The 26,660-nt window shown below is 56.7% G+C and carries 24 protein-coding genes and 1 riboswitch; of the genes, 16 read left to right on the top strand and 8 right to left on the bottom strand.

The annotated features are described in order from the left end of the window. The first annotated feature begins 31 nt into the window (after positions 1-31). Positions 32-391: a bifunctional dihydroneopterin aldolase/7,8-dihydroneopterin epimerase gene (gene folB / locus LC417_RS15110; RefSeq protein ID WP_010249061.1), complete on the top strand. Its 360-nt coding sequence runs from the start codon at positions 32-34 to the stop codon at positions 389-391. A gap of 191 nt (positions 392-582) precedes the next feature. Next, the gene (gene bacA, locus LC417_RS15105) at positions 583-1,401 is read left to right on the top strand and encodes an undecaprenyl-diphosphate phosphatase (RefSeq protein WP_010671134.1); all 819 of its coding nucleotides are present in this window, start codon (positions 583-585) and stop codon (positions 1,399-1,401) included. A gap of 15 nt (positions 1,402-1,416) precedes the next feature. Here the strand turns inward: bacA and LC417_RS15100 are convergent, their stop codons facing one another. Beyond that, a complete protein-coding gene (locus tag LC417_RS15100) occupies positions 1,417-2,649 on the bottom strand; it encodes a multifunctional CCA addition/repair protein (protein WP_045139609.1) in 1,233 nt (410 codons plus the stop codon). 158 nt (positions 2,650-2,807) lie between these two features. Next, complete coding sequence (locus LC417_RS15095; protein ID WP_010671133.1) at positions 2,808-3,428, bottom strand: TIGR04211 family SH3 domain-containing protein; 621 nt, start codon at positions 3,426-3,428, stop codon at positions 2,808-2,810. A 272-nt stretch (positions 3,429-3,700) separates the two neighbouring features. On the opposite strand from LC417_RS15095, the gene LC417_RS15090 reads away from it, so the two are divergent. The 3 genes from LC417_RS15090 to hldE all read left to right on the top strand — a co-directional run bounded on the left by LC417_RS15090 (position 3,701) and on the right by hldE (position 9,392). Further along, positions 3,701-5,011 (top strand): inorganic triphosphatase, encoded by a 1,311-nt coding sequence (locus LC417_RS15090; protein ID WP_033769845.1) that lies wholly within the window; start codon positions 3,701-3,703, stop codon positions 5,009-5,011. A 33-nt stretch (positions 5,012-5,044) separates the two neighbouring features. Next, on the top strand, positions 5,045-7,897 hold the full coding sequence (glnE, locus tag LC417_RS15085; RefSeq protein ID WP_223566089.1) for a bifunctional [glutamate--ammonia ligase]-adenylyl-L-tyrosine phosphorylase/[glutamate--ammonia-ligase] adenylyltransferase: 2,853 nt from the start codon (positions 5,045-5,047) through the stop codon (positions 7,895-7,897). 70 nt (positions 7,898-7,967) lie between these two features. Then, positions 7,968-9,392, top strand: a complete 1,425-nt coding sequence (gene hldE / locus LC417_RS15080; protein ID WP_031590883.1) for a bifunctional D-glycero-beta-D-manno-heptose-7-phosphate kinase/D-glycero-beta-D-manno-heptose 1-phosphate adenylyltransferase HldE — start codon at positions 7,968-7,970, stop codon at positions 9,390-9,392. Positions 9,393-9,431: 39 nt separating this feature from the next. Here hldE and LC417_RS15075 read toward each other — a convergent pair whose 3' ends face one another. Beyond that, on the bottom strand, positions 9,432-9,821 hold the full coding sequence (locus LC417_RS15075) for an accessory factor UbiK family protein (RefSeq protein ID WP_010249045.1): 390 nt from the start codon (positions 9,819-9,821) through the stop codon (positions 9,432-9,434). A 171-nt stretch (positions 9,822-9,992) separates the two neighbouring features. Next, positions 9,993-10,150: riboswitch (FMN riboswitch) on the top strand. A gap of 110 nt (positions 10,151-10,260) precedes the next feature. Here LC417_RS15075 and ribB point away from each other — a divergent pair. Beyond that, positions 10,261-10,917: a 3,4-dihydroxy-2-butanone-4-phosphate synthase gene (ribB, locus tag LC417_RS15070; protein WP_033785600.1), complete on the top strand. Its 657-nt coding sequence runs from the start codon at positions 10,261-10,263 to the stop codon at positions 10,915-10,917. A 235-nt stretch (positions 10,918-11,152) separates the two neighbouring features. Beyond that, positions 11,153-11,938 carry a 4,5-DOPA dioxygenase extradiol gene (gene ygiD, locus LC417_RS15065; RefSeq protein ID WP_010249041.1) on the top strand — a complete coding sequence of 262 codons (786 nt, stop codon included), beginning with the start codon at positions 11,153-11,155 and terminating at the stop codon, positions 11,936-11,938. 51 nt (positions 11,939-11,989) lie between these two features. On the opposite strand, the gene LC417_RS15060 is transcribed toward ygiD, so the two are convergent. The 3 genes from LC417_RS15060 to tolC form a co-directional block, all read right to left on the bottom strand. Next, positions 11,990-13,150 (bottom strand): glutathionylspermidine synthase family protein, encoded by a 1,161-nt coding sequence (locus LC417_RS15060; protein ID WP_022623884.1) that lies wholly within the window; start codon positions 13,148-13,150, stop codon positions 11,990-11,992. 7 nt (positions 13,151-13,157) lie between these two features. After that, complete coding sequence (locus tag LC417_RS15055) at positions 13,158-13,829, bottom strand: DUF1190 family protein (protein WP_010249037.1); 672 nt, start codon at positions 13,827-13,829, stop codon at positions 13,158-13,160. 142 nt (positions 13,830-13,971) lie between these two features. Then, on the bottom strand, positions 13,972-15,438 hold the full coding sequence (tolC, locus tag LC417_RS15050) for an outer membrane channel protein TolC (protein WP_010249035.1): 1,467 nt from the start codon (positions 15,436-15,438) through the stop codon (positions 13,972-13,974). A gap of 213 nt (positions 15,439-15,651) precedes the next feature. Here tolC and nudF point away from each other — a divergent pair, with 213 nt between their 5' ends. The 6 genes from nudF (at position 15,652) to LC417_RS15020 (ending at position 21,103) form a co-directional block, all read left to right on the top strand. Further along, positions 15,652-16,287: an ADP-ribose diphosphatase gene (nudF, locus tag LC417_RS15045; RefSeq protein ID WP_033758832.1), complete on the top strand. Its 636-nt coding sequence runs from the start codon at positions 15,652-15,654 to the stop codon at positions 16,285-16,287. Beyond that, on the top strand, positions 16,284-16,709 hold the full coding sequence (locus LC417_RS15040; RefSeq protein WP_008925735.1) for a DUF1249 family protein: 426 nt from the start codon (positions 16,284-16,286) through the stop codon (positions 16,707-16,709). The genes nudF and LC417_RS15040 overlap by 4 nt, the downstream gene beginning before the upstream one ends. A 42-nt stretch (positions 16,710-16,751) precedes the next feature. After that, positions 16,752-17,579 (top strand): 3',5'-cyclic-AMP phosphodiesterase, encoded by an 828-nt coding sequence (cpdA, locus tag LC417_RS15035; protein WP_022623882.1) that lies wholly within the window; start codon positions 16,752-16,754, stop codon positions 17,577-17,579. Positions 17,580-17,582: 3 nt separating this feature from the next. Further along, positions 17,583-18,164, top strand: coding sequence for an esterase YqiA (gene yqiA, locus LC417_RS15030; protein ID WP_010249032.1), 582 nt, complete (start codon positions 17,583-17,585; stop codon positions 18,162-18,164). Positions 18,165-18,213: 49 nt separating this feature from the next. After that, positions 18,214-20,109 (top strand): DNA topoisomerase IV subunit B, encoded by a 1,896-nt coding sequence (gene parE / locus LC417_RS15025; protein ID WP_010249031.1) that lies wholly within the window; start codon positions 18,214-18,216, stop codon positions 20,107-20,109. Positions 20,110-20,203: 94 nt separating this feature from the next. Continuing rightward, on the top strand, positions 20,204-21,103 hold the full coding sequence (locus tag LC417_RS15020) for a LysR substrate-binding domain-containing protein (protein ID WP_033758830.1): 900 nt from the start codon (positions 20,204-20,206) through the stop codon (positions 21,101-21,103). 295 nt (positions 21,104-21,398) lie between these two features. Here LC417_RS15020 and LC417_RS15015 read toward each other — a convergent pair whose 3' ends face one another. Beyond that, on the bottom strand, positions 21,399-21,707 hold the full coding sequence (locus LC417_RS15015; protein WP_010249029.1) for a putative quinol monooxygenase: 309 nt from the start codon (positions 21,705-21,707) through the stop codon (positions 21,399-21,401). Positions 21,708-21,755: 48 nt separating this feature from the next. Beyond that, entirely contained in the window at positions 21,756-22,337 is a 582-nt protein-coding gene (locus LC417_RS15010; protein WP_010249028.1) for an NAD(P)H-dependent oxidoreductase, read from the bottom strand. A 114-nt stretch (positions 22,338-22,451) separates the two neighbouring features. Here LC417_RS15010 and LC417_RS15005 point away from each other — a divergent pair, with 114 nt between their 5' ends. The 3 genes from LC417_RS15005 (at position 22,452) to LC417_RS14995 (ending at position 26,519) form a co-directional block, all read left to right on the top strand. Beyond that, on the top strand, positions 22,452-23,270 hold the full coding sequence (locus LC417_RS15005; protein WP_374197799.1) for a transporter substrate-binding domain-containing protein: 819 nt from the start codon (positions 22,452-22,454) through the stop codon (positions 23,268-23,270). Between the two features lie 192 nt (positions 23,271-23,462). Beyond that, a complete protein-coding gene (parC, locus tag LC417_RS15000; RefSeq protein WP_010671122.1) occupies positions 23,463-25,736 on the top strand; it encodes a DNA topoisomerase IV subunit A in 2,274 nt (757 codons plus the stop codon). 45 nt (positions 25,737-25,781) lie between these two features. Next, positions 25,782-26,519, top strand: a complete 738-nt coding sequence (locus tag LC417_RS14995; RefSeq protein WP_086906445.1) for a 1-acylglycerol-3-phosphate O-acyltransferase — start codon at positions 25,782-25,784, stop codon at positions 26,517-26,519. Positions 26,520-26,660: the final 141 nt, after the last annotated feature.

The raw sequence follows: 26,660 nt of genomic DNA, 5'->3' as shown, positions 1-26,660 counted from the left end.
TCCGGCTTAGCCAAAAACAGAGACTCTCATCATGGATATCGTATTTATAGAACAACTCACGGTCTTCACCACTATTGGCGTTTACGACTGGGAACAGGGCATACAGCAGAAGCTGGTGCTCGATGTCGAAATGGCCTGGGATAACCGTCTGGCGGCCAGCAGCGACGATGTGAAAGATTGTCTCAGCTATGCGGATGTCTCCTCGGCGATTCTGACGCATCTTACCGGCAGTCGTTTTGCGCTGGTTGAACGGGTTGCTGAAGAAATCGCGGATCTGTTGATGAACCGTTTCAATTCGCCTGGCGTCCGCATAAAGGTAAGCAAACCGGGGGCTGTAGCCCAGGCAGCACAGGTTGGCGTGCGAATTGAGCGCGGGACTATTCCTAAATAAATACGATGTGATTGCCATCACAATGAAACCAAACCAAATTACTGTCTGTCATAGCGTGTACCGTTTCGTTACAGCAGGCGAAATGGTGTAGACCTTAAGGTTTAATTCAGGCTGATAGCGGCATGATTTCAGGCGATAGCCACGCGCTACCGCCTTTTTAATGGTTTTGAAACGGATAGAGGAAACATTTGATGGCAGATATTCATCAGCTTTGGGTAGCTGCAATCCTGGGCGTTGTGGAAGGGCTGACCGAATTTTTACCGGTCTCTTCCACCGGGCACATGATTATAGTGGGTCACCTGCTGGGCTTTGAGGGTGAAAAAGCCGAGACCTTTGAAGTTGTGATCCAGTTAGGATCGATTCTGGCTGTAGTAGTGATGTTCTGGCGCCGTCTGTTTGGCCTGATCGGCATCCACTTTGGCGAAGTTAAACATGAAGGCGTCGGCACTGGCCGTCTGTCGCTGATCCATATCCTGCTGGGTATGGTACCGGCGGTGGTCGTGGGTCTGGTGCTGCACGATCAGATCAAAACGCTGTTTAATCCAATCAACGTGATGTACGCCCTGGTGGTAGGTGGTGTGCTGCTGCTGGCAGCTGAGTACCTTAAGCCAAAACAGCCGAAAGCGGTGGGCGTCGATGATATTACCTATCGTCAGGCGTTGATGATTGGCTGTTTCCAGTGCTTAGCGCTGTGGCCGGGCTTCTCACGTTCCGGTGCAACCATCTCCGGTGGCATGCTGATGGGCGTGAGCCGCTATGCCGCGTCGGAGTTCTCCTTCATCCTGGCAGTGCCAATGATGATGGGTGCGACTGTACTGGATTTGTACAAGAGCATCGGCTTCCTGACGATGGCGGATTTCCCGATGTTCGCGGTGGGCTTTGTCACGGCGTTTATCGTGGCGCTGATTGCGATTAAAGCCTTCCTTCAGCTGATCAAACGCATCTCATTTGTCTCGTTCGCGATCTACCGCTTTATTGTGGCAGCCGCGGTTTACATGGTCTTCATGTAAAGCCCACGCAGCCTGCTAGTCAGGCTGCGTAATCGCCAGACCCTGCGCGACGGCGTCAATCCGTCGTCGCGTCAACTCTTCCCGCACTTCTGCACCTTTAAATCCCGCCTCGACCACCGCTTTGGTCGGCACCGCCTGCGCCAGCGCAAAAGCACGACGCAGATAGTCGCCCTGCGGATAAGGCATGCTCTCCAGTCCGGCTCGCCCGCGCGCATCCGCTTCACTGGTCAGCGCCATCTGCTCAACGCGCTGCGGCTTACGCCAGGCATCGATCCGGTCAAACAGTGCTACCAGCGACGCGGCGGATTGCCGTTCAATGGTGTGCACCACGTCGTGAAATTCGGTCACTATCAGCGCCAGATCGCGAATCGCGTTTGGCACCCGCAGTCGCTGGCATAGCGCCTCGACCAGCGGAACGCCCGCCAGACCATGACCGTGGTGGCTGGGCCACAACTCAGGCGGCGTCAGCGCCTTGCCGACGTCATGGAACAGCGTGGCGAAGCGCACCTCGATCTCACTGGAGAGGGCGGCGGCCATCGCCAGTGTCATCAGCGTATGGACGCCAGTGTCGATCTCCGGGTGCCACTTAATCGGCGCAGGAATACCAAACAGATTATCCAGCTCAGGAAACAGCACCTGCAATGCACCGCAGTCGCGCAGGACCTGAAAATAGACCTGCGGATTACGGGAACTCAGCGCCTTTTCCGTCTCTTTCCACACCCGCTCAGCAGTGAGATTCGACAGCTCGCCGCTTTCGGCCATCTGCTGCATCAGCAGCTGGGTTTCGGGGGCAATACGAAAGTTGAGATGGGCAAAACGCGCCGCAAAGCGCGCAACGCGCAGTACCCGCAGCGGATCTTCACTGAAGGCGTCGGAGACGTGACGCAGCAGGCGCAGGGCAATATCACGCTGGCCATTATAAGGATCAACCAGCACGCCGTTTTCATCCTGCGCAATCGCATTGATGGTCAGATCGCGGCGCTGTAAGTCCTGCTCCAGCGTCACGTCGGGCGCGGACCAGGTGACAAAGCCGGTGTAGCCTTTCCCGTTTTTCCGCTCGGTACGTGCCAGCGCATACTCTTCGCGACTGACGGGATGCAGGAAAACGGGAAAATCGCGACCGACCTGGTGATAGCCCTGCTCAAGCATGGCTTCGGGCGTGGAACCTGTCACCACCCAATCTTTGTCTGTAACCGGCAGATTCAGCAGCGCATCACGCACCGCACCGCCAACAAGAAACGTCTTCACGCAAAACTCCAGAGAAAAAGAAATGACCTGCACGCCGGGCGCGTCCCGCGCCTGAAATCAGCGGTGCATATCATTTTATTGTTGCACAGATTCCCCGGATTGCAGACATGCCAAAAGGGGGATCCTGCGATCCCCTGCTCAAATCCGGCTAAATGGTGTCAGTTCATCCAGCGATCGCTTTTCTTACGGCGTGGCAGCATGTGCGGCAGTAACAGGCCCAGCAGCAGGCCGACGCCCAGCACGCCGCCGCCATACATAAACCACTGCATGATGATGGTGCGCTGCTTATCATCCAGCTGAACGTTAGCGGCGCTGACTTTCTTCTGCGCGACGATCAGCTCATTTTTCAGCTTCTGATTCTCGCCTTTCAGCCCGTTGATAACGCCGTCGCTGCTGGCGACTTTGTTCTGCATCTCAGCCGTGCGCTGGTTCCAGCTGTTGTCGATGTTATCCAGTTTGGCGGTCAGATCTTTCACCTGCTGCTCAAGCTGAGGCACCCGGGTGCGCAGGCTCGGATTAGCACTGAGCTGCGACAGGGGAATCCAGGTGGTACGGCCTTCCGAATCACGGATCTGGCCATAATGCGTGTCATTGTTGGTCTGTAGCAGCTGCACCTCTTCCCCGGCGTTCAGCTTACCGAGCAGGCGAAACTGATCGCCCGGTCCGCTGCGAACCCAGGTTGAAAGTTCATCAGAAACATAGCGTTTTTCTTCGGCATGGGCAGGTGCAAGGGTGCTAAGGGCAAGCAAAGTGAGTCCAGCGAGAGTAATTTTTTTCATTCGATTTCGTTTGGCTTAGTCTGACTAAAAATTTACCGGCACAGTCTGGAGAGGCCTCGCATAAATCTGAATGAGAACTATCCTGGTCTCATGAGAGTGCGAAAAGGTCTGCGAAAGAGCAAAGAAAGCAGAGACAGCGCGGCTTCTGTGCATTAATCTTCGCCTGATAACCCCTTGCCCTCCAGGCGACAGCTTGAGTAACCTGCTGATAATCGCCTGAAATATGCAGGAAACACCCTCTTAAGTGCCAGCGGCGTAGTGAATAAAAAATTATGACCATCGAAATCGAACTAAAGTTCATTGCAACTCCACAGGCGGCCGGGAAACTGGCTGAACTGCTCTCCACTCTGCCGCATCAGCATCAGGCTGCTCGCGAGCTGACCAACATCTACTTTGAAACCGACGACAACCAGCTACGACGCTGGAATATGGGATTGCGTATCCGCGGCGTTGACCAGCGTTATGAAATGACGCTGAAAGCGGCGGGGCAGACGCTCGGCGGACTGCATCAGCGCCCGGAATACAACGTTGAGCTCAGCGAACCGGTTCTGGACATTGCACGCCTGCCGGCAGAGATCTGGCCGCAGGGCACCGATGTCGCGGCGCTGCAGCCGCGCTTGCAGCCCCTGTTCACCACCCATTTCCAGCGCGAGATCTGGCTGATCACCACAGGCAACAGTGAAATTGAAGTGGCGTTTGATCAGGGCGAGGTCACGGCAGGTGATCTCAGCGAACCGCTGTGCGAGATCGAGCTGGAGCTGAAACGTGGCGAACGCCAGGATCTGCTGGCCTTCGCACAGCAGCTGGTGGCGCTGGGCGGTCTGCGTATGGGCAGCCTGAGCAAAGCCGCCCGCGGCTATCAGCTGGCGCAGGGTAATCCGCCGCGCCAGATACAGCCTTTCCCGCTGCTGAAAGCGGGCGCCAAAGCCACCGTAGAGCAGGGCATGGTGGCCGCGATGTCGGCAGGACTTCATCACTGGCAATATCATGAAGAAGTCTGGCTGCGCGGCAATGCGGCGGCCCAGGATGCGGTGCGCGAAGCGCTGGATCTGCTGCGTCAGGCGTTCAGCCTGTTTGGTGCGCTGGTGCCGCGTAAAGCCAGCAGTGCGCTGCGTCAGCAGCTGACCACGCTGGAAGAGACGCTGGTGAATGAAGAGCAGGATGCTGCCACTTTCTGCTTATCTTCCCTCTCGGTTGAGACGCAGCTGGCGCTGACACACTGGCTGGCTGAATCTCAGTGGCGTCAGTGGATCGATGCCAAAGGGGAAGCCAAGCTGCAGGGGTCCTATAAACGCTTCAGCGACATTATGCTGAGCCGCGTCAATGCCGATCTGAGAGAAACGTTCATCACGGTAAAACAACCCAACGAGTATCAGGACAAAGCCACCCGTCTGGCGCGCCAATTGCTTACCGTCCACCTGCTGGCGGGATTCTATCCGTCTGAGGCGGTCGTCAGCTGGCTCGACCCGTGGCAACAGCTGCTGTCGGCAATTCATGAAAAACAGACGTCCGGGTTAGCCTGGCTGGCGATGCAGGCGCTGAAACAGCCTCCGTTCTGGCTCACCAGCGGCGCTGGCCGCTAACGGGCATTCCGTCACGCCATCAAGGAGGGAGTTATGTTGTCAGCACTTCCCGCGTTGCTACGCGACCAGGCCGAAGAGGCCGCCCGACAGCTTGGGGTTCCGCTGGCTTCGTTAAGCCCGGAGCAGGCTGCCGGTCTGGCTTTCAGCGATTTTGTGCTGGAAAACCTGCAACAACATCCCGACTGGTGGCAGGCGATGCTCGACCAGCCGCCGCAGCCTGATGAGTGGCAACACTACTCTGCGTGGCTCAATCAGGCGCTTAGCGGCATCGACAGTGAAGCGAGCCTGATGCGTGAACTGCGGCTGTTTCGTCGCCGTATGCTGGTACGCATCGCCTGGATGCAGTCTCTGCAGCACGCCACAACCGAACAGAGCCTGCAACAGCTCAGCGCATTAGCCGAAGTACTGATCAGCCGGGCGCGTAACTGGGTTTATCAGGATTGCTGTCGTGATTTTGGTACGCCCTGTAATGCGGACGGCGACGCGCAGCCGATGCTGATTCTGGGCATGGGCAAGCTGGGCGGCGGCGAACTCAATTTTTCTTCTGATATTGACCTGATCTTTGCCTGGCCGGAAAACGGCACAACGCGTGGCGGACGGCGTGAACTCGACAACGCTCAGTTCTTTACCCGCATGGGACAGCGGCTGATCAAAGTGCTGGATCAACCCACCATGGATGGCTTTGTCTATCGGGTGGATATGCGGCTGCGCCCGTTTGGCGACAGCGGCCCGCTGGTGATGAGCTTTGCTGCGCTGGAAGATTATTACCAGGAGCAGGGACGCGACTGGGAGCGTTACGCCATGGTCAAGGCGCGGCTGATGGGTGATGACCACGATCGCTGGAGCCTGGAGCTGCAGCAGATGCTGCGGCCATTCGTTTACCGCCGCTACATCGACTTCAGCGTGATCCAGTCACTGCGTAACATGAAAGGGATGATCAGCCGCGAAGTGCGGCGACGTGGGCTGAAGAACAATATCAAACTGGGCGCGGGCGGCATCCGTGAAACCGAATTTATCGTGCAGGTATTCCAGCTGATTCGCGGCGGACGTGAGCGCTCGTTGCAGCTGCGCTCACTGCTGCCGACGCTGGAGGCGATCAAAACCCTGGCCCTGCTGCCCGCGGAACAGGTCGATGCGTTGCGTGTTGCCTACCTGTTCCTGCGGCGGCTGGAGAATCTGCTGCAAAGCCTGGGCGACGAGCAGACCCAGACCCTGCCAGAGGATGAACTGCATCGCGCCCGGCTGGCGTGGGCGATGGATTGTGCCGACTGGCCTGCTCTGATGACCCGGCTCGACGGCCAGATGGCGGCGGTGCGCGCTATCTTCGATGAGCTGATTGGCGAAGATACCCCTGAGATTGGCGATCAGCGTGAGCTGGCAGAGTTTCAGGTGCTGTGGCAGGACCAGCTGGAGGATAGCGAACTGGCGCCGCTGGTGCCGCAACTCAGTGACGAGCAGCGGATTACGCTGCACCAGACGCTGGAGGCGTTTCGTCAGGATATCAACCGGCGCACCATCGGCCCGCGTGGCCGTCAGGCGCTGGACCAGCTGATGCCGCGTCTGCTGAGCGAAGTCTGCCCGCGTGAAGATGCGGCGGTGACGCTCGGTCGCCTGACGCCGCTGCTGATCGGCGTGCTGACCCGCAGCACCTATCTGGAGCTGCTGACCGAATATCATGGTGCGCTGCGCCACTTAATTCGCCTGTGCGCCGCCTCACCGATGGTAGCCAGCCAGCTGGCGCGTCATCCCTTATTGCTGGATGAACTGCTCGATCCCGCCACGCTCTATCAACCAACCGCCACCGATGCCTATCGCGATGAGCTGCGTCAGTATCTGCTGCGCATCCCTACCGAGGACGAAGAGCAGCAGCTGGAAGCGGTGCGGCAGTTTAAGCAGGCACAGCATCTGCGTATTGCTGCCGCCGACATCGCCGGAACGCTGCCGGTGATGAAAGTCAGCGATCATCTCACCTGGCTGGCAGAAGCGATTATCGAATCTGTGGTGCGCCAGGCGTGGAATATGATGGTGCAGCGTTACGGCCGTCCTTCGCATCTGAGTAATGAACATGAACGCGGTTTTGCCGTGCTGGGCTACGGCAAACTGGGTGGCTGGGAGCTGGGTTACAGTTCTGACCTCGATTTGGTGTTCCTGCATGACTGCCCGGCAGACGCGGTGACAGAAGGGGAGCGCAGCATCGATGGCCGTCAGTTCTATCTGCGCCTCGCCCAGCGCATCATGCATCTTTTCAGTACCCGCACCTCCTCCGGCATTCTCTACGAAGTGGATGCGCGCCTGCGTCCTTCGGGCGCGGCGGGCATGCTGGTCAGTACCTTTGAGGCCTTTGAAGAGTATCAGCGCAGTGAAGCCTGGACCTGGGAGCATCAGGCGCTGGTCCGGGCACGCGTCGTCTTTGGCGAGGCGGCACTGGGTGAACGTTTCAGCGTGATTCGTCAGGCGATTCTGTCGCTGCCACGTGCCGCGGAAGCGCTGCAAACTGAAGTGCGTGAGATGCGTGAAAAGATGCGCGCTCACCTCAGCAACAAACATAAAGGTCGCTGGGATATTAAAGCCGACGCGGGCGGCATCACCGATATTGAATTCATCGCCCAATATCTTGTCTTACGCTACGCCGCTGAGCAGCCTGAACTGACGCGCTGGTCTGACAATGTGCGCATTTTCGAGCTGATGGCGAAGTACCATAAAATGCCCGCCGATGAAGCACAGGCGCTGATGCAGGCTTATGTGACGCTGCGCGACGCATTGCACCATCGCGCCCTGCAGGAACAGCCCGGCCACGTTGAGCCAGAGGCCTATGCAGCGGAGCGGCAGACGGTTCTGAGCAGCTGGCAGCGCTGGCTGATAACGCCTGCGTCTATCCTGGCGTGATGCTGATAGCACAAATCGCAACTGTGCTATCATCCGCGCACTATTTTTAATGCAGTCTGGAGTGTCTGGAATGAAAGTGACTCTGCCCGCGTTCGGCCAAGCCTCAGTGCTGGTTGTTGGCGATGTAATGTTGGATCGTTACTGGTATGGCCCAACCAGCCGTATCTCCCCTGAAGCGCCGGTTCCGGTGGTGAAAGTGGACACGGTTGAAGAGCGCCCTGGCGGCGCGGCAAACGTGGCGATGAACATTGCAGCACTCGGTGCCGCGTCGCGCCTGATTGGCCTGACTGGCGAAGATGATGCGGCGCGAGTGTTGAGTAACACGCTGAAAGACGTCAACGTGCATTGTGACTTCGTGGCGGTCAAAAGCCATCCCACCATTACCAAACTGCGCGTGCTTTCCCGTAATCAGCAGCTGATCCGCCTCGATTTTGAAGAGGGCTTTGATCAGGTCGATCCGGAGCCGATTCACCAGAAAATGCGTGAGTCACTGGCCGCCGCGGGTGCGCTGGTGCTGTCCGATTATGCCAAAGGCGCGCTCTCCAGCGTGCAGACCATGATTACTCTGGCGCGCGAAGCGGGCGTACCGGTATTAATTGATCCGAAAGGTACCGATTTTGCGCGCTACCGTGGCGCGACGCTGCTGACGCCGAACCTCTCTGAGTTTGAAGCCGTGGTCGGTAAATGCAAAAACGAAGAGGAAATTGTGGCGCGCGGCACCCAGCTGATCGCCGATTTTGACCTCTCCGCGCTGCTGGTGACCCGTTCAGAAAATGGCATGACGCTGCTGCAGCCGGGCAAAGCGCCTCTGCATCTGCCCACCCAGGCACAGGAAGTCTATGACGTGACCGGTGCGGGCGATACGGTGATTGGCGTGCTGGCGGCGGCATTAGCGGCCGGTGATTCGCTGGAAGAAGCCTGTTTCCTGGCCAACGCGGCTGCGGGTGTGGTGGTGGGTAAACTGGGTACGTCCACCGTCAGCACCGTTGAGCTGGAAAATGCGATTCATGCCCGCCCGGAACAGGGTTTCGGCATCATGACCGAAGCGCAGTTAAAAGCCGCCGTTGAGATGGCCCGCCGCCGAGGCGAAAAAGTGGTGATGACCAACGGCGTGTTCGACATTCTGCATGCCGGTCATGTCTCCTACCTGGCAAATGCCCGCAAGCTCGGCGATCGACTGATTGTCGCGGTGAACAGCGATGCATCGACTAAACGTCTGAAAGGCGAAAGCCGTCCGGTGAACCCACAGGAAAACCGGATGATCGTGCTGGGCGCGCTGGAAGCGGTCGACTGGGTGGTGGTATTTGAAGAGGATACGCCGCAGCGGCTGATTGCGGGCATTCTCCCTGACCTGCTGGTCAAAGGGGGAGATTACAAGCCGGAAGATATCGCGGGCAGCAAAGAAGTGTGGGCAAATGGCGGCGACGTTCAGGTGCTGAACTTCGAAGATGGTATCTCCACTACCAACATTATCAAAACCATCCGCGGCAGCTAAAGCGCGGCGTAAGCGGGAGCCGCGCTCCCGCTTAAAGGCTTATTCTGGCTTGTTGTCCGCAACAGGCTTCACCACGTCCGCAACCGGTGACGGCGAGGCTGCAGGTGAGGTCGCTACGGCGGCTGATGGTGTGGTCGCCGCAGCAGGTGTTACTGGTGCGGTTGCCGTCGGCGGCGTACCGGCTGATGAACCCTGACTTTCCAGCTGCGCCAGACGCTGCTCCAGCGCCGCCAGCTTCTCACGTGTACGCAGTAATACCTGCGTCTGCACATCAAACTCCTCACGGTTGACCAGATCCATCCGGGTCAGCTGCGCCTGAAGAACCTGACGAATTTTCTTTTCGACATCATCACCAAACTCACGAACACCTTTAGGCATCGCTTCGTGAACCTGACGGGCAAGTTGTTCAATTTTTTTCGTGTCGATCATGATGATTTCCTGGTTACGGGGAGCTGTGTCAGCGTGTTTACCAACGTAATAAGTGTTAAGTGTAATGCCAGAAATGAAAAGGATAAACCTCAAATCGGTAACGCAGGAAATGCAAAAGCAATTGCGCTATTGATGATTGCCGCCTCAAACGATCGGCGTTATAGTTAAAGTGCTTATTCTCAGGGCGGGGCGCAATTCCCCACCGGCGGTAAATCAGCTTCGGCTGAAAGCCCGCGAGCGCTTTATCTTGATGAAAAGAGAGGTAAAGGTCAGCAGATCCGGTGTAATTCCGGGGCCGACGGTTACAGTCCGGATGGGAGAGGGTAACGACATCTGTCGGACAATTGTGTCTGCTTCACGTTATTGCCACGTCTTTTTGACGTCACTCCTAAGCACGCCCTGATTCTGGTAACCCATACATTTTAAGGTTTTTATTACCATGAATCAGACGCTACTTTCTGAATTTGGCACGCCTGAACAGCGTGTAGAACGTGCTATCGCCGCCCTGCGTGAGGGACGCGGTGTGATGGTACTCGACGATGAAAATCGCGAAAACGAAGGCGACATGATCTTCGCCGCAGAAACCATGACCGTTGAACAGATGGCACTGACTATCCGTCACGGCAGCGGCATCGTCTGCCTTTGCCTGACCGAAGCGCGTCGCCAGCAGCTCGATCTGCCAATGATGGTGGAAAACAACACCAGCTCTTTCGGCACTGGCTTCACCGTGACCATTGAGGCCGCAGAAGGCGTCACCACGGGCGTCTCCGCGCAGGATCGTATCACCACCATCCGCGCCGCCATTGCCGACAATGCCAAACCCACCGATCTGCATCGCCCTGGTCATGTCTTCCCGCTGCGTGCCAGCGAAGGCGGCGTATTAACCCGTGGCGGGCATACCGAAGCGACTATTGATTTAGTCACCCTGGCCGGCTTTAAGCCCGCAGGTGTGCTGTGCGAACTGACCAACGACGATGGCACCATGGCTCATGCGCCAGAAGCGATTGCGTTCGCCGGTCAGCACAACATGCCGGTGGTGACCATTGAAGATCTGATCGCCTGGCGTCGCGCGCACGAAACACGCCACGCCAGCTAATCTGGCTGCTGCGATAAACAGGCCCCTCCCGGGCCTGTTTATCGTCCTGACACCCGGAATGGTGCGGCCTGACCGCTGACTTCTCCTCTCTCCTTCATGCCGATAACCCTGTTAAACCTGCCACGTTAAATTTCATTCAAATTTCCTGATGATCACCATCATGGTTATCCGCGTGATAAAGCAGCGGATGCGCGTATCGTAATGGCTATCAAATACTCGATCCCGGGGATCACGAATGAGCCAGTTACGAATGCCAGCGCTGTTTTTGGGTCACGGCAGCCCGATGAATGCCCTTGAAGAGAATCGCTATACCGCCGCGTGGCGTCACCTGGGCGATACTCTGCCACGTCCACGCGCGATTATTGCGGTTTCGGCGCACTGGTATACGCGCGGCACCGCCGTGACGGCAATGGCACAGCCTGAGACCATTCATGATTTTGGGGGCTTTCCGCAGGCGCTGTTTGATACGCGCTATCCGGCACCGGGATCGCCTGAACTGGCGCAGCAGCTGGTGGAGCAGTTAGCGCCCGTTGCGGTGACGCTGGATCACGAGTGGGGACTGGATCATGGTTCCTGGGGTGTGCTGATCAAGATGTATCCGGAGGCCGATATTCCGGTGGTCCAGCTAAGCATTGATGGCACCAAACCTGCGGCATGGCACTTTGAGATGGGTCAGAAACTGGCTGCACTGCGCGATCAGGGTGTGATGATTGTCGCCAGCGGCAACGTGGTACATAACCTGCGTAAAGTGCGCTGGGATGGCAACAGCGAAGTTTATCCATGGGCCAGCAGTTTTGAACAGTTTGTCCGCGATAACCTGGCGGTGCAGAGCGATGCTGCTTCTCATCCGCTGGTTAACTTTATGGATCATCCTGGTGCGGCGCTTTCTAATCCGACACCTGAGCACTATCTGCCGCTGCTCTATGTACTTGGCGCACGTCAGCCGGATGACGCCATCAGCATTCCGGTTGATGGCATGGAGATGGGTGCGATCAGCATGTTGTCGGTTCAGGTAGGTTAGGGAAGTCAGAAGAAAACAGGCCAGAAGCTGGCCTGTTATTATCGCGGTGCATTAACCGATAAAAGCGTGCGGATAGAAACGGGAAAGATCCTGCGTGATCAGGTCGCGATCTTCCCGCAGGCCGATACCGGCCGGTTGATCGTCAATCAGCCAGCTGCCGATCAGCGTATAGCTGTCGCCAAACTTAGGCAGCGGATGGAACTGCTGGACGATCATTCCCTCTTCGCCATAGGGTCCATCGACGCGGGCGATCTCCTGACCATTTTCCACGATGCGGATGTTGGCACCTTCACGTGAAAATAGCGGCTTCACCACATATTTGTCCATGTGCGGCACGTCATCTTCCGCGAACCAGGCGGGCAGCAGGTTAGGGTGATTCGGGAACATCTCCCACAGCAACGGCAGCAAGGCTTTATTCGAGATAATGCTTTTCCAGGCCGGTTCCAGCCAGCGCACGCCAGCATCGCCCAGCTTGGTGGAGAACATCTCACGCAGCATGAATTCCCACGGATAGAGCTTGAACAGGTTGCTAATCACCTGATCCTGGGCGTCGGTAAATTCCCCTTTCTCGCCCAGTCCAATTTCATCCATGTAGAGAAACTCACTTGGCAGTCCCGCTTCGGTGGCGCAATCCTGAAGATATTGCACGGTGCCGCGATCTTCGTCGGTGTCACGGCAGCAGGCGAAGTGCAGCCAGTTGAAGCCGTGCTGCTGATGTAACGCGGCGAAGCGTTCAATCAGCTTTTCCTGCAGGCTATTAAACTGATCGCTGCCTGCGGGGAGCTGACCGGCGTTAAGCTGGTCCTCCAGCCACAGCCACTGGAAAAATGCCGCTTCATACAGCGAGGTCGGCGTATCGGCATTGTTCTCCAGCAGCTTTACATCGCCTTTGCCATCCCAGGCGAGATCCAGACGAGAGTAAAGCGAAGGCTGACGCTGATGCCATGAATCGCGCACAAAGTCCCAGGTGTGTTTGGGGATGCGGAATTTAGCCAGCAACGCTTCGCTGTTAACCACTTTTTCCACCACCTGCAGGCACATTTGATGTAATTCAGCGGTCACCTCTTCCAGATGCTCGATTTGCGCCAGCGTGAACTGGTAATAAGCATCTTCACACCAGTAGGGTTCACCATGCATGGTGTGAAAACGAAAACCGAACTCGGTGGCTTTTTCGCGCCAGCCTGGGCGCTCTGAAATGGCAATGCGTTCCATCGGGGCGTTAGCCTCCCATTGAGCGGCTGGAAGTGCCGCTGGCGCTGCTACGCTGCATGCTGTTCTGCTTCGCGACGGTTTCACCAAAGCCACCACGGGTAATGGTGGAGGTGGTAGCCGGTTTTGGTGCCAGCGCCGTTTTCGGCACGGTCATGCTTTTGCCGGATGTTGCTGCACCATAATTACGGCCTGATGCATCAACAAACTGACCATTGGCCGGGCTGCGGGCATTTTTCGGTGAGAAGAGCGGTTGCTGTGCAAAGCCCGAACCACCGCCCATCATGCGACCCATCATGTAACCTGCCATCAGTGGCATCCAGAAGCTGCCGCCACTCTGCTGCGATTCCGCATTAGTGGTGCCCACGCCCGCCTGAGCCGGCGTCTGCTGACACTGGTTTTCACCAAATTCAGCGACACAATCTTCACGCGTGGCATATTTTGGCGCGGTGCGTTCCGCCTCTTTTTTGGCTTCATTGAATGCGGTAGTACATTGCGCACTCTGGCCCGGATTGGCTTTTGAACAGTCATCGGCATTCTGGTACATCGAAACCGTTTCGTCGTTCTGTTCACAACCAGCAAGCATAAATACCGCCGAAACGGCGATAGCAACGGGCGTTAAATGGCGTGCCTGCCAGCTTTTGCGAAAAGCGGCATAGCGAATAGATTTTGTGCGTTTCATTATGATTATCCTGTGCCCAAAGGTAGCGCATAGAATAGGGGATGGGGGGGTAAAATTGAAGCTGGAGGCCTGATACAACAGGGATCTTTACTTAGTTATACGTTCAACAGAGAGACGGGCCGCAAAGCAGCCCGTCCGCTCATTAATTACCGAAAGGATTACCGCTGCTGTGGCGAGCCGCAGGACGCGCTGCCTCAGAAGAGCCGGTTGCTGCCGGACCGCTATCCACGCGCGCGGTCTGCTGTGCATTTTCCGGTGCTACCGTTTCCGGTGAGGTCGGGATCTCTTTACCCAGCTGGCTGTTCAGTTTCTGCAGGCTCTGCTCATTGAGCGTACCCAGCGCATAGCTGATATTCAGCTGGTTAATCAGATAGCTATAGCGCGCATCAGAGAGCTGCTGCTTAGCGTTGTAGAGCACGGTGGTTGCATCCAGCACATCAACGATAGTACGCGTACCAACCTGATAGCCCGCTTCTGACGCATCCAGAGAGCTTTGCGCAGAGACCACGGCCTGTTTATAAGCGTTGATGCTGCTGATAGAAGCATTCACGTTGTTAAACGATGAGCGGACTGTCTGAACCGCAGAGCGGTGCGCGCTTTCCAGTGATTCACTGGCGCTGACGAAGCTGTACTGTGCCTGTTTCACCTGAGAGGTGACGCTGCCGCCGCTATAGAGTGGCAGTGAGAAGCTCAGACCCACCTGGTTAGAACCGGTAATGGAGTCAGTAGACCCCTGGCTCTGGTTCGCACGGCTGCCGCCATATTTGCTGTTCGACATGCCGGTAGAGGCCGTCAGACCCAGCGTCGGCATGTGACCAGCTTCAGCTGAGCGGATCTGCTCACGGGCTAAATCCTGGTTCAGACGCGCAGAGAGCAGCGACAGGTTACGGCTTTCCGCCTGCTTAAGCAGCGCGCTGACCGGTTCGGGCTTATCGGTTCTGAAGCGATCAATGCTCAGCGACGCCAGCGACATGTAGTCCATGCCGGTGATCTGACGCAGCGTTTCCACGTTGTTATCGAGGTTATTACGCGCGGTCACTTCGTTAGCCAGCACGCTGTCATATTGCGCACGGGCGTTCTGTACGTCAGTAATGGCAACCAGACCAACGTTAAAGCGCTGGGTAGTTTGATCCAGTTCGCGATAGATCGACTGTTTCTGCGCTTCGGTGTAAGAAAGGGTATCAATCGCTTTCAGCACGTTGAAGTAGGCGGTCGCGGTGTTCAGAATCAGATCCTGCTGCGCCACCTGATAGGTCACATCCTGGATACCGGCAGCTTTTTCCTGCAGGGTCAGTGCGCGCCATTTCGACATGTCGAAAATAGTCTGGGTTAATTGCAGCGAGCCGCTGGTCGTGTTGGAATGGAGACCGCTACTGTCGCGATAGCCGTTGTTATAGGTGTAGTCTGCACCCAGGCCGAGCTGGGGTAATAATGGGCTACGCGCTTCGTTGATTTTCTCAAAGGCAGAATCGCGATCGGCAGCGGCGCTGCGCAGATCCGGGTTGCTCAGACGTGCTTGTTGATAAACCTGAAGCAGGTCTTCGGCCTGGCTGGCGAAGCTGAAACCGCCCAGGCTCAGCCCAATAAAAAATGGGAGCAGTTTTTTCATTTGCATTCCTTTTGTTGCAGCAAATTGCAGTGGGTGCGCTGCCGGGTAAGCCAAAAAATTATCGCCGATTCTAGCAGAGGGCAACTGTGAGATAAGTTGGCTGAACGTGCCTTCTCCCCCTAATTTACGTAAATAATTCAGAAAGAACCACTTACATGGAGCACGGTTACAGGCTTTTTTCGCTCCACCTCAATCTGCATAAGGAACCCGATGATGCCGGAAGAAAAAAAATCCCCTGTGACTTTCACAAAAAACGATGTAGAAATTATTGCACGCGAAACCGTCTATGATGGTTTTTTTTCCGTCGTACGTTATCGCTTCCGCCACCGCCAGTTTAACGGCGAAATGAGTGGGGAAGTACAGCGAGAAGTTTTTGAGCGCGGACATGCCGCCGTGCTGCTACCTTATGATCCCTTACGCGATGAAGTGGTGCTGATTGAACAGATCCGCATCCCGGCTTATGACAGCAGTGTTTCGCCCTGGCTGCTGGAGATGGTCGCCGGCATTATTGAGCCCGGTGAATCTGTTGAGCAGGTCGTGCGCCGTGAAGCCGTTGAAGAAGCAGGATTAGAGGTCGGCCGGATTAAGCCCATGCTTAACTATCTGGCCAGCCCTGGCGGCACCAGCGAACGTCTGTCGGTGCTGATTGGGGAAGTGGATGCCAGCCAGGCAGAAGGATGCCATGGTCTGGAGGAAGAGAATGAGGATATTCTTGTCCATGTGGTGAGCCGCGAACAGGCTTACCGCTGGGTGGAAGAGGGGATAATTGACAATGCGGCGTCTGTCATCGCCCTGCAATGGCTGGCGTTGCACCATGAGAAACTACGCGAAGAGTGGATACAAAAATGAAACAGCGCTATACCCCTGACTTTCCCGAAATGATGCGGCTCTGCGAAACCAATTTCGCCCAGTTACGCCGCCTGCTGCCGCGTAACGATGAGGCGGGAGAATCGGTGATCTATCAGGTGAGTGGCGCCCGTTATCAGCTGACGATCCAGGAGTCCACACGCTACACCACGCTGGTGGAGATCCGCCAGGTCGCGCCTGCCGTGAGTTACTGGAGTCTGCCCTCGATGTCGGTAAGGCTCTATCACGATGCGATGGTCGCCGAAGTGTGTTCAACTCAACAGATCTATCGTTTCAAAGCGCGCTATGATTATCCTAATAAAAAATTGCATCAGCGCGATGAAAAACATCAGATAAACCAGTTTCTCGCAGACTGGCTGCGCTACTGCCTGGCACATGGTGCGATGGCAGTTCCGGTCTGCTGATGCGTATAATGCAGTAAATGGCGTGGAGACGAAGGAAACGCTTTGGATAGCCTGCTAACTCTTCCTGCAGCGAACGGTTCCGAAATCAGGATTTTGCAAATCACGGATACCCACCTGTTCGCGGGAAAACATGAATCGCTGCTTGGGGTGAACACCTGGTCGAGCTATAAAGCGGTGCTGGATGCGATTATTGCGCAACATCGCGACTACGACCTGATTATCGCCACCGGCGATCTCGCCCAGGATCACTCTATCGAAGCCTATCAGCATTTTGCTGAGGGCATCTCACGTTTGCCGCGGCCCTGCGTCTGGCTGCCCGGTAATCATGATTTTCAGCCCGCGATGTTCGACACGCTGGCAGCCGCTCATATCAATGCCCACAAACAGGTGCTGGTGGGTGAGCAGTGGCAAATTGTGTTGCTGGACAGCCAGGTCTCGGGTGTGCCGCACGGGATGCTGAGCGATTATCAGCTGGAGTGGCTCGATAACGCGCTGGCCCGCTATCCGCAACGTCATACACTGGTCCTGCTGCACCACCATCCGCTGGCCTCTGGCTGTACCTGGCTCGATCAGCACAGCCTGCGCAACTCACATCAGCTTGATGCGGTGTTACAGCATTACCCGTTAGCCCGGACGCTGGTCTGTGGTCATATTCACCAGGAGCTGGATCTTGAGTGGCACGGTCGTCGTGTGCTGGCCACCCCTTCAACCTGTGTTCAGTTCAAACCGCACTGCACCAGCTTTACGATCGACACCGTGGCACCAGGCTGGCGCTGGTTCACGCTGTATCCGGATGGCGGCCTTGAGACCGAGGTTAACCGGCTCGACACCGACGCTTTTCGTCCCGATTTAGACTCAGAAGGATACTGACGCGTGGCGGCATTACTCTATCTGCACGGTTTTAACAGCTCGCCGCAGTCGGCTAAGGCGACGCAGTTCCGGCAATGGTTAGAGGCGCAGCATCCGGAGATCGAAATGATCGTGCCCCAGCTGCCGACGTTTCCGGCCGATGCCGCCGCAATGCTGGAAGATCTGGTACTGAGCCGCAGTGGCGAAACGCTGGGGCTGGTAGGCTCGTCGCTGGGCGGTTATTACGCCACCTGGCTGTCGCAATGCTTTATGCTGCCTGCTGTGGTCGTCAATCCCGCGGTGCGGCCTTTTGAGCTGCTGGCGGATTTCCTGGGCGAAAATCAGAATCCCTACACCGGCCAGCAATATGTGTTAGAGTCACGCCACATTTACGATCTGAAAGTAATGCAGATTGAACCGCTGGAAGCGCCCGATTTACTCTGGCTGCTGCAACAGACCGGCGATGAAGTTCTCGATTACCGTCAGGCGCTCGACTATTACAGCGCGTGCCGTCACACGGTAGAAGAGGGCGGAAATCATGCATTTACTGGATTCGAGCGCCATTTCCCGCAGATTCTGGACTTTCTCGGTCTGAATCATCCCTGAGTAATGCGGAAATCGCACCCCATTTCACCCTTCTAATCAGACATTTACGATGAGTCAATCTAACTATAACGCGGATGCCATTGAGGTCCTGACTGGCCTTGAGCCTGTTCGCCGTCGCCCGGGGATGTACACCGATACGACGCGACCCAACCATTTGGGTCAGGAAGTGATTGATAACAGCGTCGATGAGGCGCTGGGCGGCCACGCGAAGCGGGTTGAAGTGATTCTGCACGCTGACCAGTCGCTGGAAGTTATTGATGATGGTCGCGGCATGCCGGTGGATATTCACCCGGAAGAGGGCGTGCCTGCCGTCGAGCTGATCCTGTGTCGTCTGCACGCGGGCGGCAAGTTCTCCAATAAAAACTATCAGTTCTCGGGCGGCCTGCACGGCGTCGGCATCTCGGTGGTTAACGCCCTGTCAAAACGCGTCGAAGTCACGGTGCGCCGTAATGGCGAAATCTATGACATGGCGTTTGAGAATGGCGACAAAGTCCAGGATCTCACGGTTACCGGCACGGTGGCTAAACGCAACACCGGCACGCGCGTCCATTTCTGGCCCGATGAAAGCTTCTTCGACAGCCCACGTTTTTCGGTGTCACGGTTATCACATCTGCTGAAAGCCAAAGCGGTGCTCTGTCCTGGCGTTGAGATTGTCTTTAAAGACAAGCTGAACAATACCGAACAGACCTGGTGCTACGAAGATGGCCTGACTGACTACCTGTGCGAAGCGGTGAATGGCTTACCGACGCTGCCGGAAAAACCGTTTGTCGGCAGCTTTGCTGGCGATGTGGAAGCGGTTGACTGGGCGCTGTTGTGGCTGCCGGAAGGCGGCGAGCTGTTAACTGAAAGCTACGTTAACCTGATCCCGACCATGCAGGGCGGGACTCACGTCAACGGCCTGCGTCAGGGGCTGCTGGATGCGATGCGCGAGTTCTGCGAATACCGCAATATTCTGCCGCGTGGCGTGAAGCTCTCCGCTGAAGATATCTGGGATCGCTGCGCCTATGTACTGTCGGTGAAGATGCAGGATCCGCAGTTCGCCGGGCAGACCAAAGAGCGCCTCTCTTCACGCCAGTGCGCAGCCTTTGTCTCTGGCGTGGTAAAAGATGCCTTCAGCCTGTGGCTGAACCAGAATATCCAGATCGCAGAGCAGCTGGCTGAGCTGGCGATCTCCAGCGCCCAGCGACGTATGCGGGCAGCCAAAAAAGTGGTGCGTAAAAAGCTCACCAGCGGTCCGGCTCTGCCGGGCAAACTGGCGGACTGCACCGCGCAGGATCTGAATAAAACAGAACTGTTCCTGGTCGAAGGGGATTCGGCAGGCGGCTCGGCCAAGCAGGCGCGCGATCGTGAATATCAGGCGATCATGCCGCTTAAGGGCAAGATCCTTAACACCTGGGAAGTCTCTTCCGATGAGGTGCTGGCGTCGCAGGAAGTGCATGATATTTCCGTGGCGATCGGCATCGATCCCGACAGCGAAGATCTTTCACAGCTGCGCTACGGCAAGATCTGCATTCTGGCGGATGCGGACTCGGATGGTCTGCACATCGCCACGCTGCTGTGTGCCCTGTTCGTGAAACATTTCCGTTCACTGGTCAGAAACGGACACGTCTACGTTGCCATGCCGCCGCTCTACCGTATCGATCTCGGTAAAGAGGTCTACTACGCGCTGGATGAAGATGAGAAAGAGGGCGTGCTGGAGCAGCTGAAACGCAAAAAGGGCAAACCTAACGTTCAGCGCTTTAAAGGGCTGGGTGAGATGAACCCCTTGCAGCTGCGTGAAACGACGCTGGATCCGAATACCCGCCGTCTGGTACAGCTGACCATCAGTGAAGAGGATATCGACCAGACGCTGCGCATGATGGATATGCTGCTGGCGAAGAAACGTTCCGAAGACCGGCGTAACTGGTTGCAGGAAAAAGGCGACAAGGCCGATATCGAAGTGTAAAAAAACAGGACGCGAAAGCGTCCTGTTCTCTTTGTGCTTCAGCCAGCACATCCCCAGAGAACCCGGCAGATTCAGAGCAGAGACAGTAATCCTTGTGAAAATTACCCTGGAAGAGTTACGTGCCTGGGTGGCGGTGGTGGACAGCGGTTCTATTACCTCGGCGGCATCCCAGCTGGCGCAGACCAGTTCGGGCATCAGCCGGGCGTTGTCCCGGCTGGAGAGTAAGCTGCAGACCACCCTGCTGCATCGCACCACCCGACGGCTGGCGCTGACCGAAGAGGGACAGGTTTTTCTGGAGCATGCGCGACAGATCCTGGCCTCGGTTGAGCAGGCCGAAGAGCAGATAGCCCTGCGGCGCGAGATGCCGTCAGGACGGCTGCGGGTAAACGCCGCCACCCCTTTTATGCTGCATGTGATTGTGCCGCTGGTGGACGATTTCCGCGCCCGCTATCCCCTGATCCAGCTTGAACTGAATACCGACGATATCCTGATCGATCTGCTGGAGCAGCAAACGGACATTGCCATTCGCATCGGCGAACTGCGCGACTCTACGCTGCGCGCCCGGATGCTTGGCAGCAGTGCGATCCGGCTGATGGCCAGTCCGGCCTATCTGGCGAAAGCGGGCACCCCGCAGAGCGTGGCCGATCTCGCGCAGCATCAAATCATCGGCTTCAGCCATCTTGAGGCGCACAACGTCTGGCCGATATGGCAGCCTGATGGCGATTTCATGCGCATTAAGCCCACAATCTCTGCCTCCAGCGGCGAAACCATCCGGCAGCTGGCGCTGGCAGGACAGGGGATCGCACGCCTCTCCGACTTTGTCAGCCGGGAAGATTGCGCGGCAGGCCGGCTGGTGCCGGTTCTCCCCGCTGAAACCCGCGAGCTGCGGTTGCCGGTGCATGCGGTCTATTACCGTAACACCACGCTCTCTTCGCGCATCGGCTGCTTTCTGGATTTTCTCCGCACCGAGATTGATCGGCGTCAGCTGCTATGATCTCTCCTGGCATAATAAAAAACCCCTGTCATAGGGCAGGGGTTTGGAGATGCTGGCAAGTCTGGCCGGATTCGCTGTGAGATTGTGCTTGCACAGGGAACACGGTCAGATCGGAAAGACGCTCAAGCCAGTCCCTGGTCGCTCTACCCGCGCCATCCCTGGCGCGGGACGCTTTCCTCTTCTGACCGTGTTCCCTTCGCGTTGAGCTAATTCATTGCTGCCAGAGGCACTCAGGTTTGAGGTTGTCAGCAGCCTGACCCCTTTTACCGAAAAGGGGTTAAGCCTTCAGCACGAATCAGGCACTGGGTTCCAGCACCAGAATCTTCACATCCACCACATCATCTTTAATGATGGCGCGATGCGCATCCATGTGCGGCATCTGCTGATGCTGCTCCAGATGACGCAGCGTTTCCCACTGTTCCAGCATAAAAATGGAGTCCGGCGAGTTCTGTTTCCACGGCACCTGCGCCTGATGGTCCAGCAGCGCGTCATACTGATGGCAGCCTTCTTCTTCTAAAACCAGCGGGATCAGTTTTTTCACCGCATCCAGCACGGCCTGACGGCGACCGGGTTTGACACAAATTTCAGCAACGACTGTTAACATTCGCGAATTCCTCTTTCGTGGGAAAATAGGGGGTGTCCCCCAGCCATCTTACGCAAAAACGCGACTAAGATGGGTCCGATAAGCGGCAATATCGCGTGGCACGTCCGGCGCTTTAATCACATCGTTGCAGATAAAGGTCGGCAGCGCTTCCATGCCCAGGAACTGGTTGGCTTTGTGGAAGTGCAGATAAAGACCGTCGACGCCGACGCCTTCAAAGAACTGCTCCGGGTCGGTAAAGGCCTGCAGCGGCGCGTTCCAGGTCAGTGACAGCATATATTTTTTGCCCTGCAGCAGACCGCCGGAACCATATTTCTTCGCCGCATCAGAACGGGTACGGCCATCACTGGCGTAGAGCGAGCCGTGGCCTTCGGTAAAGACTTCATCAATATAACGCTTCACAGTCCACGGCTCGCCCATCCACCAGCCAGGCATCTGATAAATCACCACATCGCTATCGACATATTTCTGCACTTCATCGGCGACCACATAGTCGCTGTCAGCCAGGGTCACAGACACCTCATGCCCCATGTCACGCAACTGGCTGGCCGCAACGTCGGTCAGCGTGTGGTTCAGTTCGCCTTTAGAGTGGGCAAAGGTTTTGCCGCCATCGATAATTAAAATCTTGCTCATGAATTGTTTGCCTCATTTCCTGAATATGGCGCTTAGCTTACGCGCGCTGCTGTCGCAGAAAAATGGGAGGTTGATCACAACACTTTTGCTGTAGAAGCAACAATGCGCCGGTTTATGGCACCATCGGCAGGCAAACTCACCGTGAAAACAATTAAAGAAAAACGCAAAATGAAAAAAATTGTCCTCTCTTTGCTGCTGGCCACCGGTGCTGTCCAGGCACAATCTCATCTCGATACCATTCTCAGTTCTAAAACGCTTAAGGTCTGCACCACCGGGGATTACAAGCCTTACAGCTACCTGCGACCCGATGGTCAGTATGAAGGGCTGGATATCAGCATGGCGAACGCGCTGGCTACCTCGCTCGGCGCGAAAGTGGAGTGGGTGCCAACCAGCTGGAAAAACCTGATGCCCGATTTTCTGGCAAAGCAGTGTGATATCGCCGTCGGCGGCGTCTCCGTCACGCTGAAACGCCAGCAGACCGCCTGGTTCGCCCGGCCTCTGGATGTGGATGGCAAAATCCCACTGGTGCGCTGCAGCGATAAAGATCGCTTCCAGACCATCGAACAGCTCAACCGGCCTGACGTGCGGCTGATTGAACCGGCAGGCGGCACCAACGAAGCCTTTGTGCACAGCCACCTGCCAAAGGCCTCACTGACGCTGTTCCACGATAACGTCACCATCTTCCGGCAACTGGTGGACAACAAGGCGGATGTGATGATCACCGATGCCTCTGAAGCGCGTTTTCAGCAGCAGCATTACCCGACGCTCTGTGCGATCAATCCCGACAAACCGCTGCAGTATGGCGAGAAGGCTTACATGATTCCGCGCGACGATATCAGCTGGAAGCTCTATGTCGATCAGTGGCTGCATCTCAGCACAGCCACCGGCGAATATCGTGACATTGCCCGCCAGTGGATGGGCGCAAAGCCCTGAGCCACTTCCACAGAGAGGTCAGACACTTGCCGGTCTGAATCCGGCGTGCCTCCGGCACATGAAATCGCGCGGCGGGACGCCTGCTCTCCCGCGCTTCCCCTGTGACTAACACCAGCGAATAAGGTACTATCCTCGCCAAACCACCGCCGGGTGTCCCGCCGTTGTGGGCCACGATGTGAGGATGAGAAATTAATGAGTGAACTGACTCAGGATGGTGCAGAGCGTCTTGCCCTGCACACATTCACCGAGAATGCGTACTTAAACTATTCGATGTACGTCATCATGGACCGCGCCCTGCCTTACATTGGCGACGGATTAAAGCCGGTTCAGCGACGTATCGTCTACGCCATGTCCGAACTGGGACTGAGCGCCAGCGCAAAATTCAAAAAATCGGCGCGTACCGTAGGTGACGTGCTGGGTAAATACCATCCGCACGGCGACAGCGCCTGTTATGAAGCGATGGTGCTGATGGCGCAGCCGTTCTCCTACCGTTATCCGCTGGTCGATGGCCAGGGTAACTGGGGTGCACCGGATGATCCCAAGTCGTTTGCGGCGATGCGTTACACCGAATCCCGCCTGTCAAAATATGCCGAGCTGCTGCTGGGTGAGCTGGGTCAGGGGACGGTCGATTATCAGCCGAACTTTGATGGCACGCTGCAGGAGCCGAAGATGTTACCGGCGCGCCTGCCCAATATTCTGCTGAACGGCACCACCGGGATTGCCGTGGGTATGGCGACCGATATTCCGCCGCACAACCTGCGCGAAGTAGCTCAGGCCGCCATCGCACTGATCGACTCGCCGAAAACCACGCTGGAACAGCTGCTGGATATTGTCCAGGGGCCTGATTATCCTACAGAGGCGGAGATCATCACGCCGCGTGACGAGATCCGCAAAATCTATCAGACCGGTCGCGGCTCGATTCGCCAGCGTGCAGTCTGGAAGAAGGAAGAGGGCGAGGCGGTGATTACCGCGCTGCCGCATCAGGTGTCGGGCGCGCGCGTGCTGGAGCAGATTGCGAACCAGATGCGCAATAAAAAACTGCCGATGGTGGAGGATCTGCGTGATGAATCGGATCACGAGAACCCGACCCGCCTGGTAATCGTTCCGCGCTCCAACCGCGTCGATCTCGATCAGGTGATGAACCATCTGTTCGCCACCACCGATCTGGAAAAGAGCTACCGCGTTAACCTCAACATGATCGGGCTGGATAACCGCCCGGCGGTGAAAAACCTGCATGAGATCCTGACCGAATGGCTGGTGTTCCGCCGCGATACGGTCAAACGTCGTCTGAATCACCGCCTGGATCGCGTGCTGCGCCGCCTGCATATCCTGGAAGGTTTGCTGGTTGCGTTCCTGAACATCGATGAAGTGATCGAGATCATCCGTACTGAGGATGAGCCTAAGCCGGTCCTGATGTCACGCTTTGGCATCAGCGAAACCCAGGCCGAATCGATCCTCGAACTGAAGTTGCGCCACCTGGCAAAACTGGAAGAGATGAAGATCCGTGGCGAGCAGGCGGAGCTGGAAAAAGAGCGCGATCAGCTGCAGGCCACGCTGGCCTCTGAACGCAAGATGAACACCCTGCTGAAAAAAGAGTTACAGGCTGACAGCGCCAGCTACGGTGACGATCGTCGCTCGCCGCTGCGTGAGCGTGAAGAAGCCAAAGCCCTGAGCGAAACCGAGCTGGTGCCGTCTGAGCCGGTGACCATTGTGCTGTCGCAGATGGGCTGGGTGCGTAGCGCCAAAGGCCACGATATCGATCCAGCCGGACTCAGCTACAAAGCCGGCGACAGCTATCTGGCTGCGGCACGCGGCAAGAGCAATCAGCCGGTGGCCTTTATCGACTCCACCGGCCGCAGCTACACTCTGGATCCGACGTCGCTGCCTTCAGCGCGCGGGCAGGGCGAGCCGCTGACCGGCAAGCTGACGCCACCGCCGGGTGCGGTAGTTGAACAGGTGCTGATGGAGCCAGATGATCAGCGCCTGCTGATGGCCTCTGATGCGGGTTACGGCTTTATCTGTACCTTCAGCGATCTGGTGTCGCGCAACCGGGCCGGTAAAGCGCTGCTGACGCTGCCGGAAAACGCCCGCGTGATGACGCCGATGGCCGTCCATCATGAAGATGACATGCTGCTGGCGATCACCCAGGCGGGACGGATGCTGATGTTCCCGGTCGGGGAGCTGCCGCAGATGTCGAAAGGCAAGGGCAACAAAATCATCTCGATTCCATCCGCGGAAGCGGCCGCTGGTCAGGACAAACTGGCCTGGCTGATGATTTTACCGCCGGGCAGCGCTATCACGCTGCACGTAGGCAAGCGTAAAATGCTGCTGCGCAGTGAAGAGCTACAAAAATTCCGCGCCGATCGCGGACGTCGCGGCACGCTGTTACCGCGCGGCCTGCAAAAAATTGATCGTGTTGAACTGGATGCGCCTGCGCGTCCGGCGAGCCCGGATAGCGAAGCGTAAACTACCCGGCTGACACCGCGTCAGCCGTGGCTCAATGAGGGAACTATGTTACTGATTCTGCGTGCCATTATTGTCGTCATCTATTCGATCTTAGTCTGTATATTTGGCTGTATCTGGTGTCTGTTTTCACCGCGTAATCCGCGTCATGTCGCCACATTTGGCCATCTGTTCGGCAAACTGTCGACGGTATTTGGCCTTAAAGTAGAACTGCGCAGACCGGAAGGTGCTGAGAATTATGGTAATGCGATCTACATCGCGAACCATCAGAACAACTACGACATGGTCACCGCGGCTAAAATGGTGCAGCCCTGTACGGTGACGGTGGGCAAGAAGAGCCTGTTGTGGGTGCCGTTTTTTGGCCTGCTCTACTGGCTGACCGGTAACCTGCTGATTGATCGCGATGACCGTGCAAAAGCACGCGGCACGATAGGTCAGCTGGTAGATGAGTTTAACAGTAAGCGCATCTCCATCTGGATGTTCCCGGAAGGAACGCGCAGTCGTGGCCGTGGCCTGCTGCCGTTTAAAACCGGTGCCTTTCACGCCGCTGTGGCGGCGGGTGTGCCGATCATTCCGATTGTGGTCTCTAACACGCATGGCAAGATCAACCTCAATCGCTGGAAAAACGGGCTGGTAATCGTTGAGATGCTGCCACCGATTGATGTAAAGGCTTTCGAGTCGTCGTCGGTGCGTAAGCTGGCGACCCACTGTCGCGAACTGATGGCGGCAAAGCTGGAAGAGCTGAACGCCGAAGTCGCAGAACGCGAAAAAAACGGAAATATCTGACCGGCGAACCATTCGCCGAACTATCCTGCAGGGATGCCGCACGGCGGGGCACGTCCGCCCGCTGTGAACGCAGCACAGCAAAAACAGATCAATAAAAACAGGGTCGGCGCTTAGCGCCACGCGTAAAGGGTCAGAAGTTTT

The sequence above is a fragment of the Pantoea sp. OVA07A genome, assembly GCF_019969975.1.
Lineage (GTDB): Bacteria > Pseudomonadota > Gammaproteobacteria > Enterobacterales > Enterobacteriaceae > Pantoea > Pantoea agglomerans.
Note: the sequence above shows the minus strand (reverse complement) of the source record. Positions and strands in the feature narration are given on the sequence as shown.

What these genes read in the sequence shown, in the direction of transcription:
- folB (WP_010249061.1), top strand. Translation starts at nt 32, where the DNA reads ATGGATATCGTATTTATAGAACAACTCACGGTCTTCACCACTATTGGC.
- bacA (WP_010671134.1), top strand. Translation starts at nt 583, where the DNA reads ATGGCAGATATTCATCAGCTTTGGGTAGCTGCAATCCTGGGCGTTGTG.
- LC417_RS15095 (WP_010671133.1), bottom strand. Translation starts at nt 3,428, where the DNA reads ATGAAAAAAATTACTCTCGCTGGACTCACTTTGCTTGCCCTTAGCACC.
- LC417_RS15090 (WP_033769845.1), top strand. Translation starts at nt 3,701, where the DNA reads ATGACCATCGAAATCGAACTAAAGTTCATTGCAACTCCACAGGCGGCC.
- glnE (WP_223566089.1), top strand. Translation starts at nt 5,045, where the DNA reads ATGTTGTCAGCACTTCCCGCGTTGCTACGCGACCAGGCCGAAGAGGCC.
- hldE (WP_031590883.1), top strand. Translation starts at nt 7,968, where the DNA reads ATGAAAGTGACTCTGCCCGCGTTCGGCCAAGCCTCAGTGCTGGTTGTT.
- LC417_RS15075 (WP_010249045.1), bottom strand. Translation starts at nt 9,821, where the DNA reads ATGATCGACACGAAAAAAATTGAACAACTTGCCCGTCAGGTTCACGAA.
- ribB (WP_033785600.1), top strand. Translation starts at nt 10,261, where the DNA reads ATGAATCAGACGCTACTTTCTGAATTTGGCACGCCTGAACAGCGTGTA.
- ygiD (WP_010249041.1), top strand. Translation starts at nt 11,153, where the DNA reads ATGAGCCAGTTACGAATGCCAGCGCTGTTTTTGGGTCACGGCAGCCCG.
- LC417_RS15060 (WP_022623884.1), bottom strand. Translation starts at nt 13,150, where the DNA reads ATGGAACGCATTGCCATTTCAGAGCGCCCAGGCTGGCGCGAAAAAGCC.
- LC417_RS15055 (WP_010249037.1), bottom strand. Translation starts at nt 13,829, where the DNA reads ATGAAACGCACAAAATCTATTCGCTATGCCGCTTTTCGCAAAAGCTGG.
- tolC (WP_010249035.1), bottom strand. Translation starts at nt 15,438, where the DNA reads ATGAAAAAACTGCTCCCATTTTTTATTGGGCTGAGCCTGGGCGGTTTC.
- nudF (WP_033758832.1), top strand. Translation starts at nt 15,652, where the DNA reads ATGCCGGAAGAAAAAAAATCCCCTGTGACTTTCACAAAAAACGATGTA.
- LC417_RS15040 (WP_008925735.1), top strand. Translation starts at nt 16,284, where the DNA reads ATGAAACAGCGCTATACCCCTGACTTTCCCGAAATGATGCGGCTCTGC.
- parE (WP_010249031.1), top strand. Translation starts at nt 18,214, where the DNA reads ATGAGTCAATCTAACTATAACGCGGATGCCATTGAGGTCCTGACTGGC.
- LC417_RS15015 (WP_010249029.1), bottom strand. Translation starts at nt 21,707, where the DNA reads ATGTTAACAGTCGTTGCTGAAATTTGTGTCAAACCCGGTCGCCGTCAG.
- LC417_RS15010 (WP_010249028.1), bottom strand. Translation starts at nt 22,337, where the DNA reads ATGAGCAAGATTTTAATTATCGATGGCGGCAAAACCTTTGCCCACTCT.
- LC417_RS15005 (WP_374197799.1), top strand. Translation starts at nt 22,452, where the DNA reads ATGGCACCATCGGCAGGCAAACTCACCGTGAAAACAATTAAAGAAAAA.
- parC (WP_010671122.1), top strand. Translation starts at nt 23,463, where the DNA reads ATGAGTGAACTGACTCAGGATGGTGCAGAGCGTCTTGCCCTGCACACA.
- LC417_RS14995 (WP_086906445.1), top strand. Translation starts at nt 25,782, where the DNA reads ATGTTACTGATTCTGCGTGCCATTATTGTCGTCATCTATTCGATCTTA.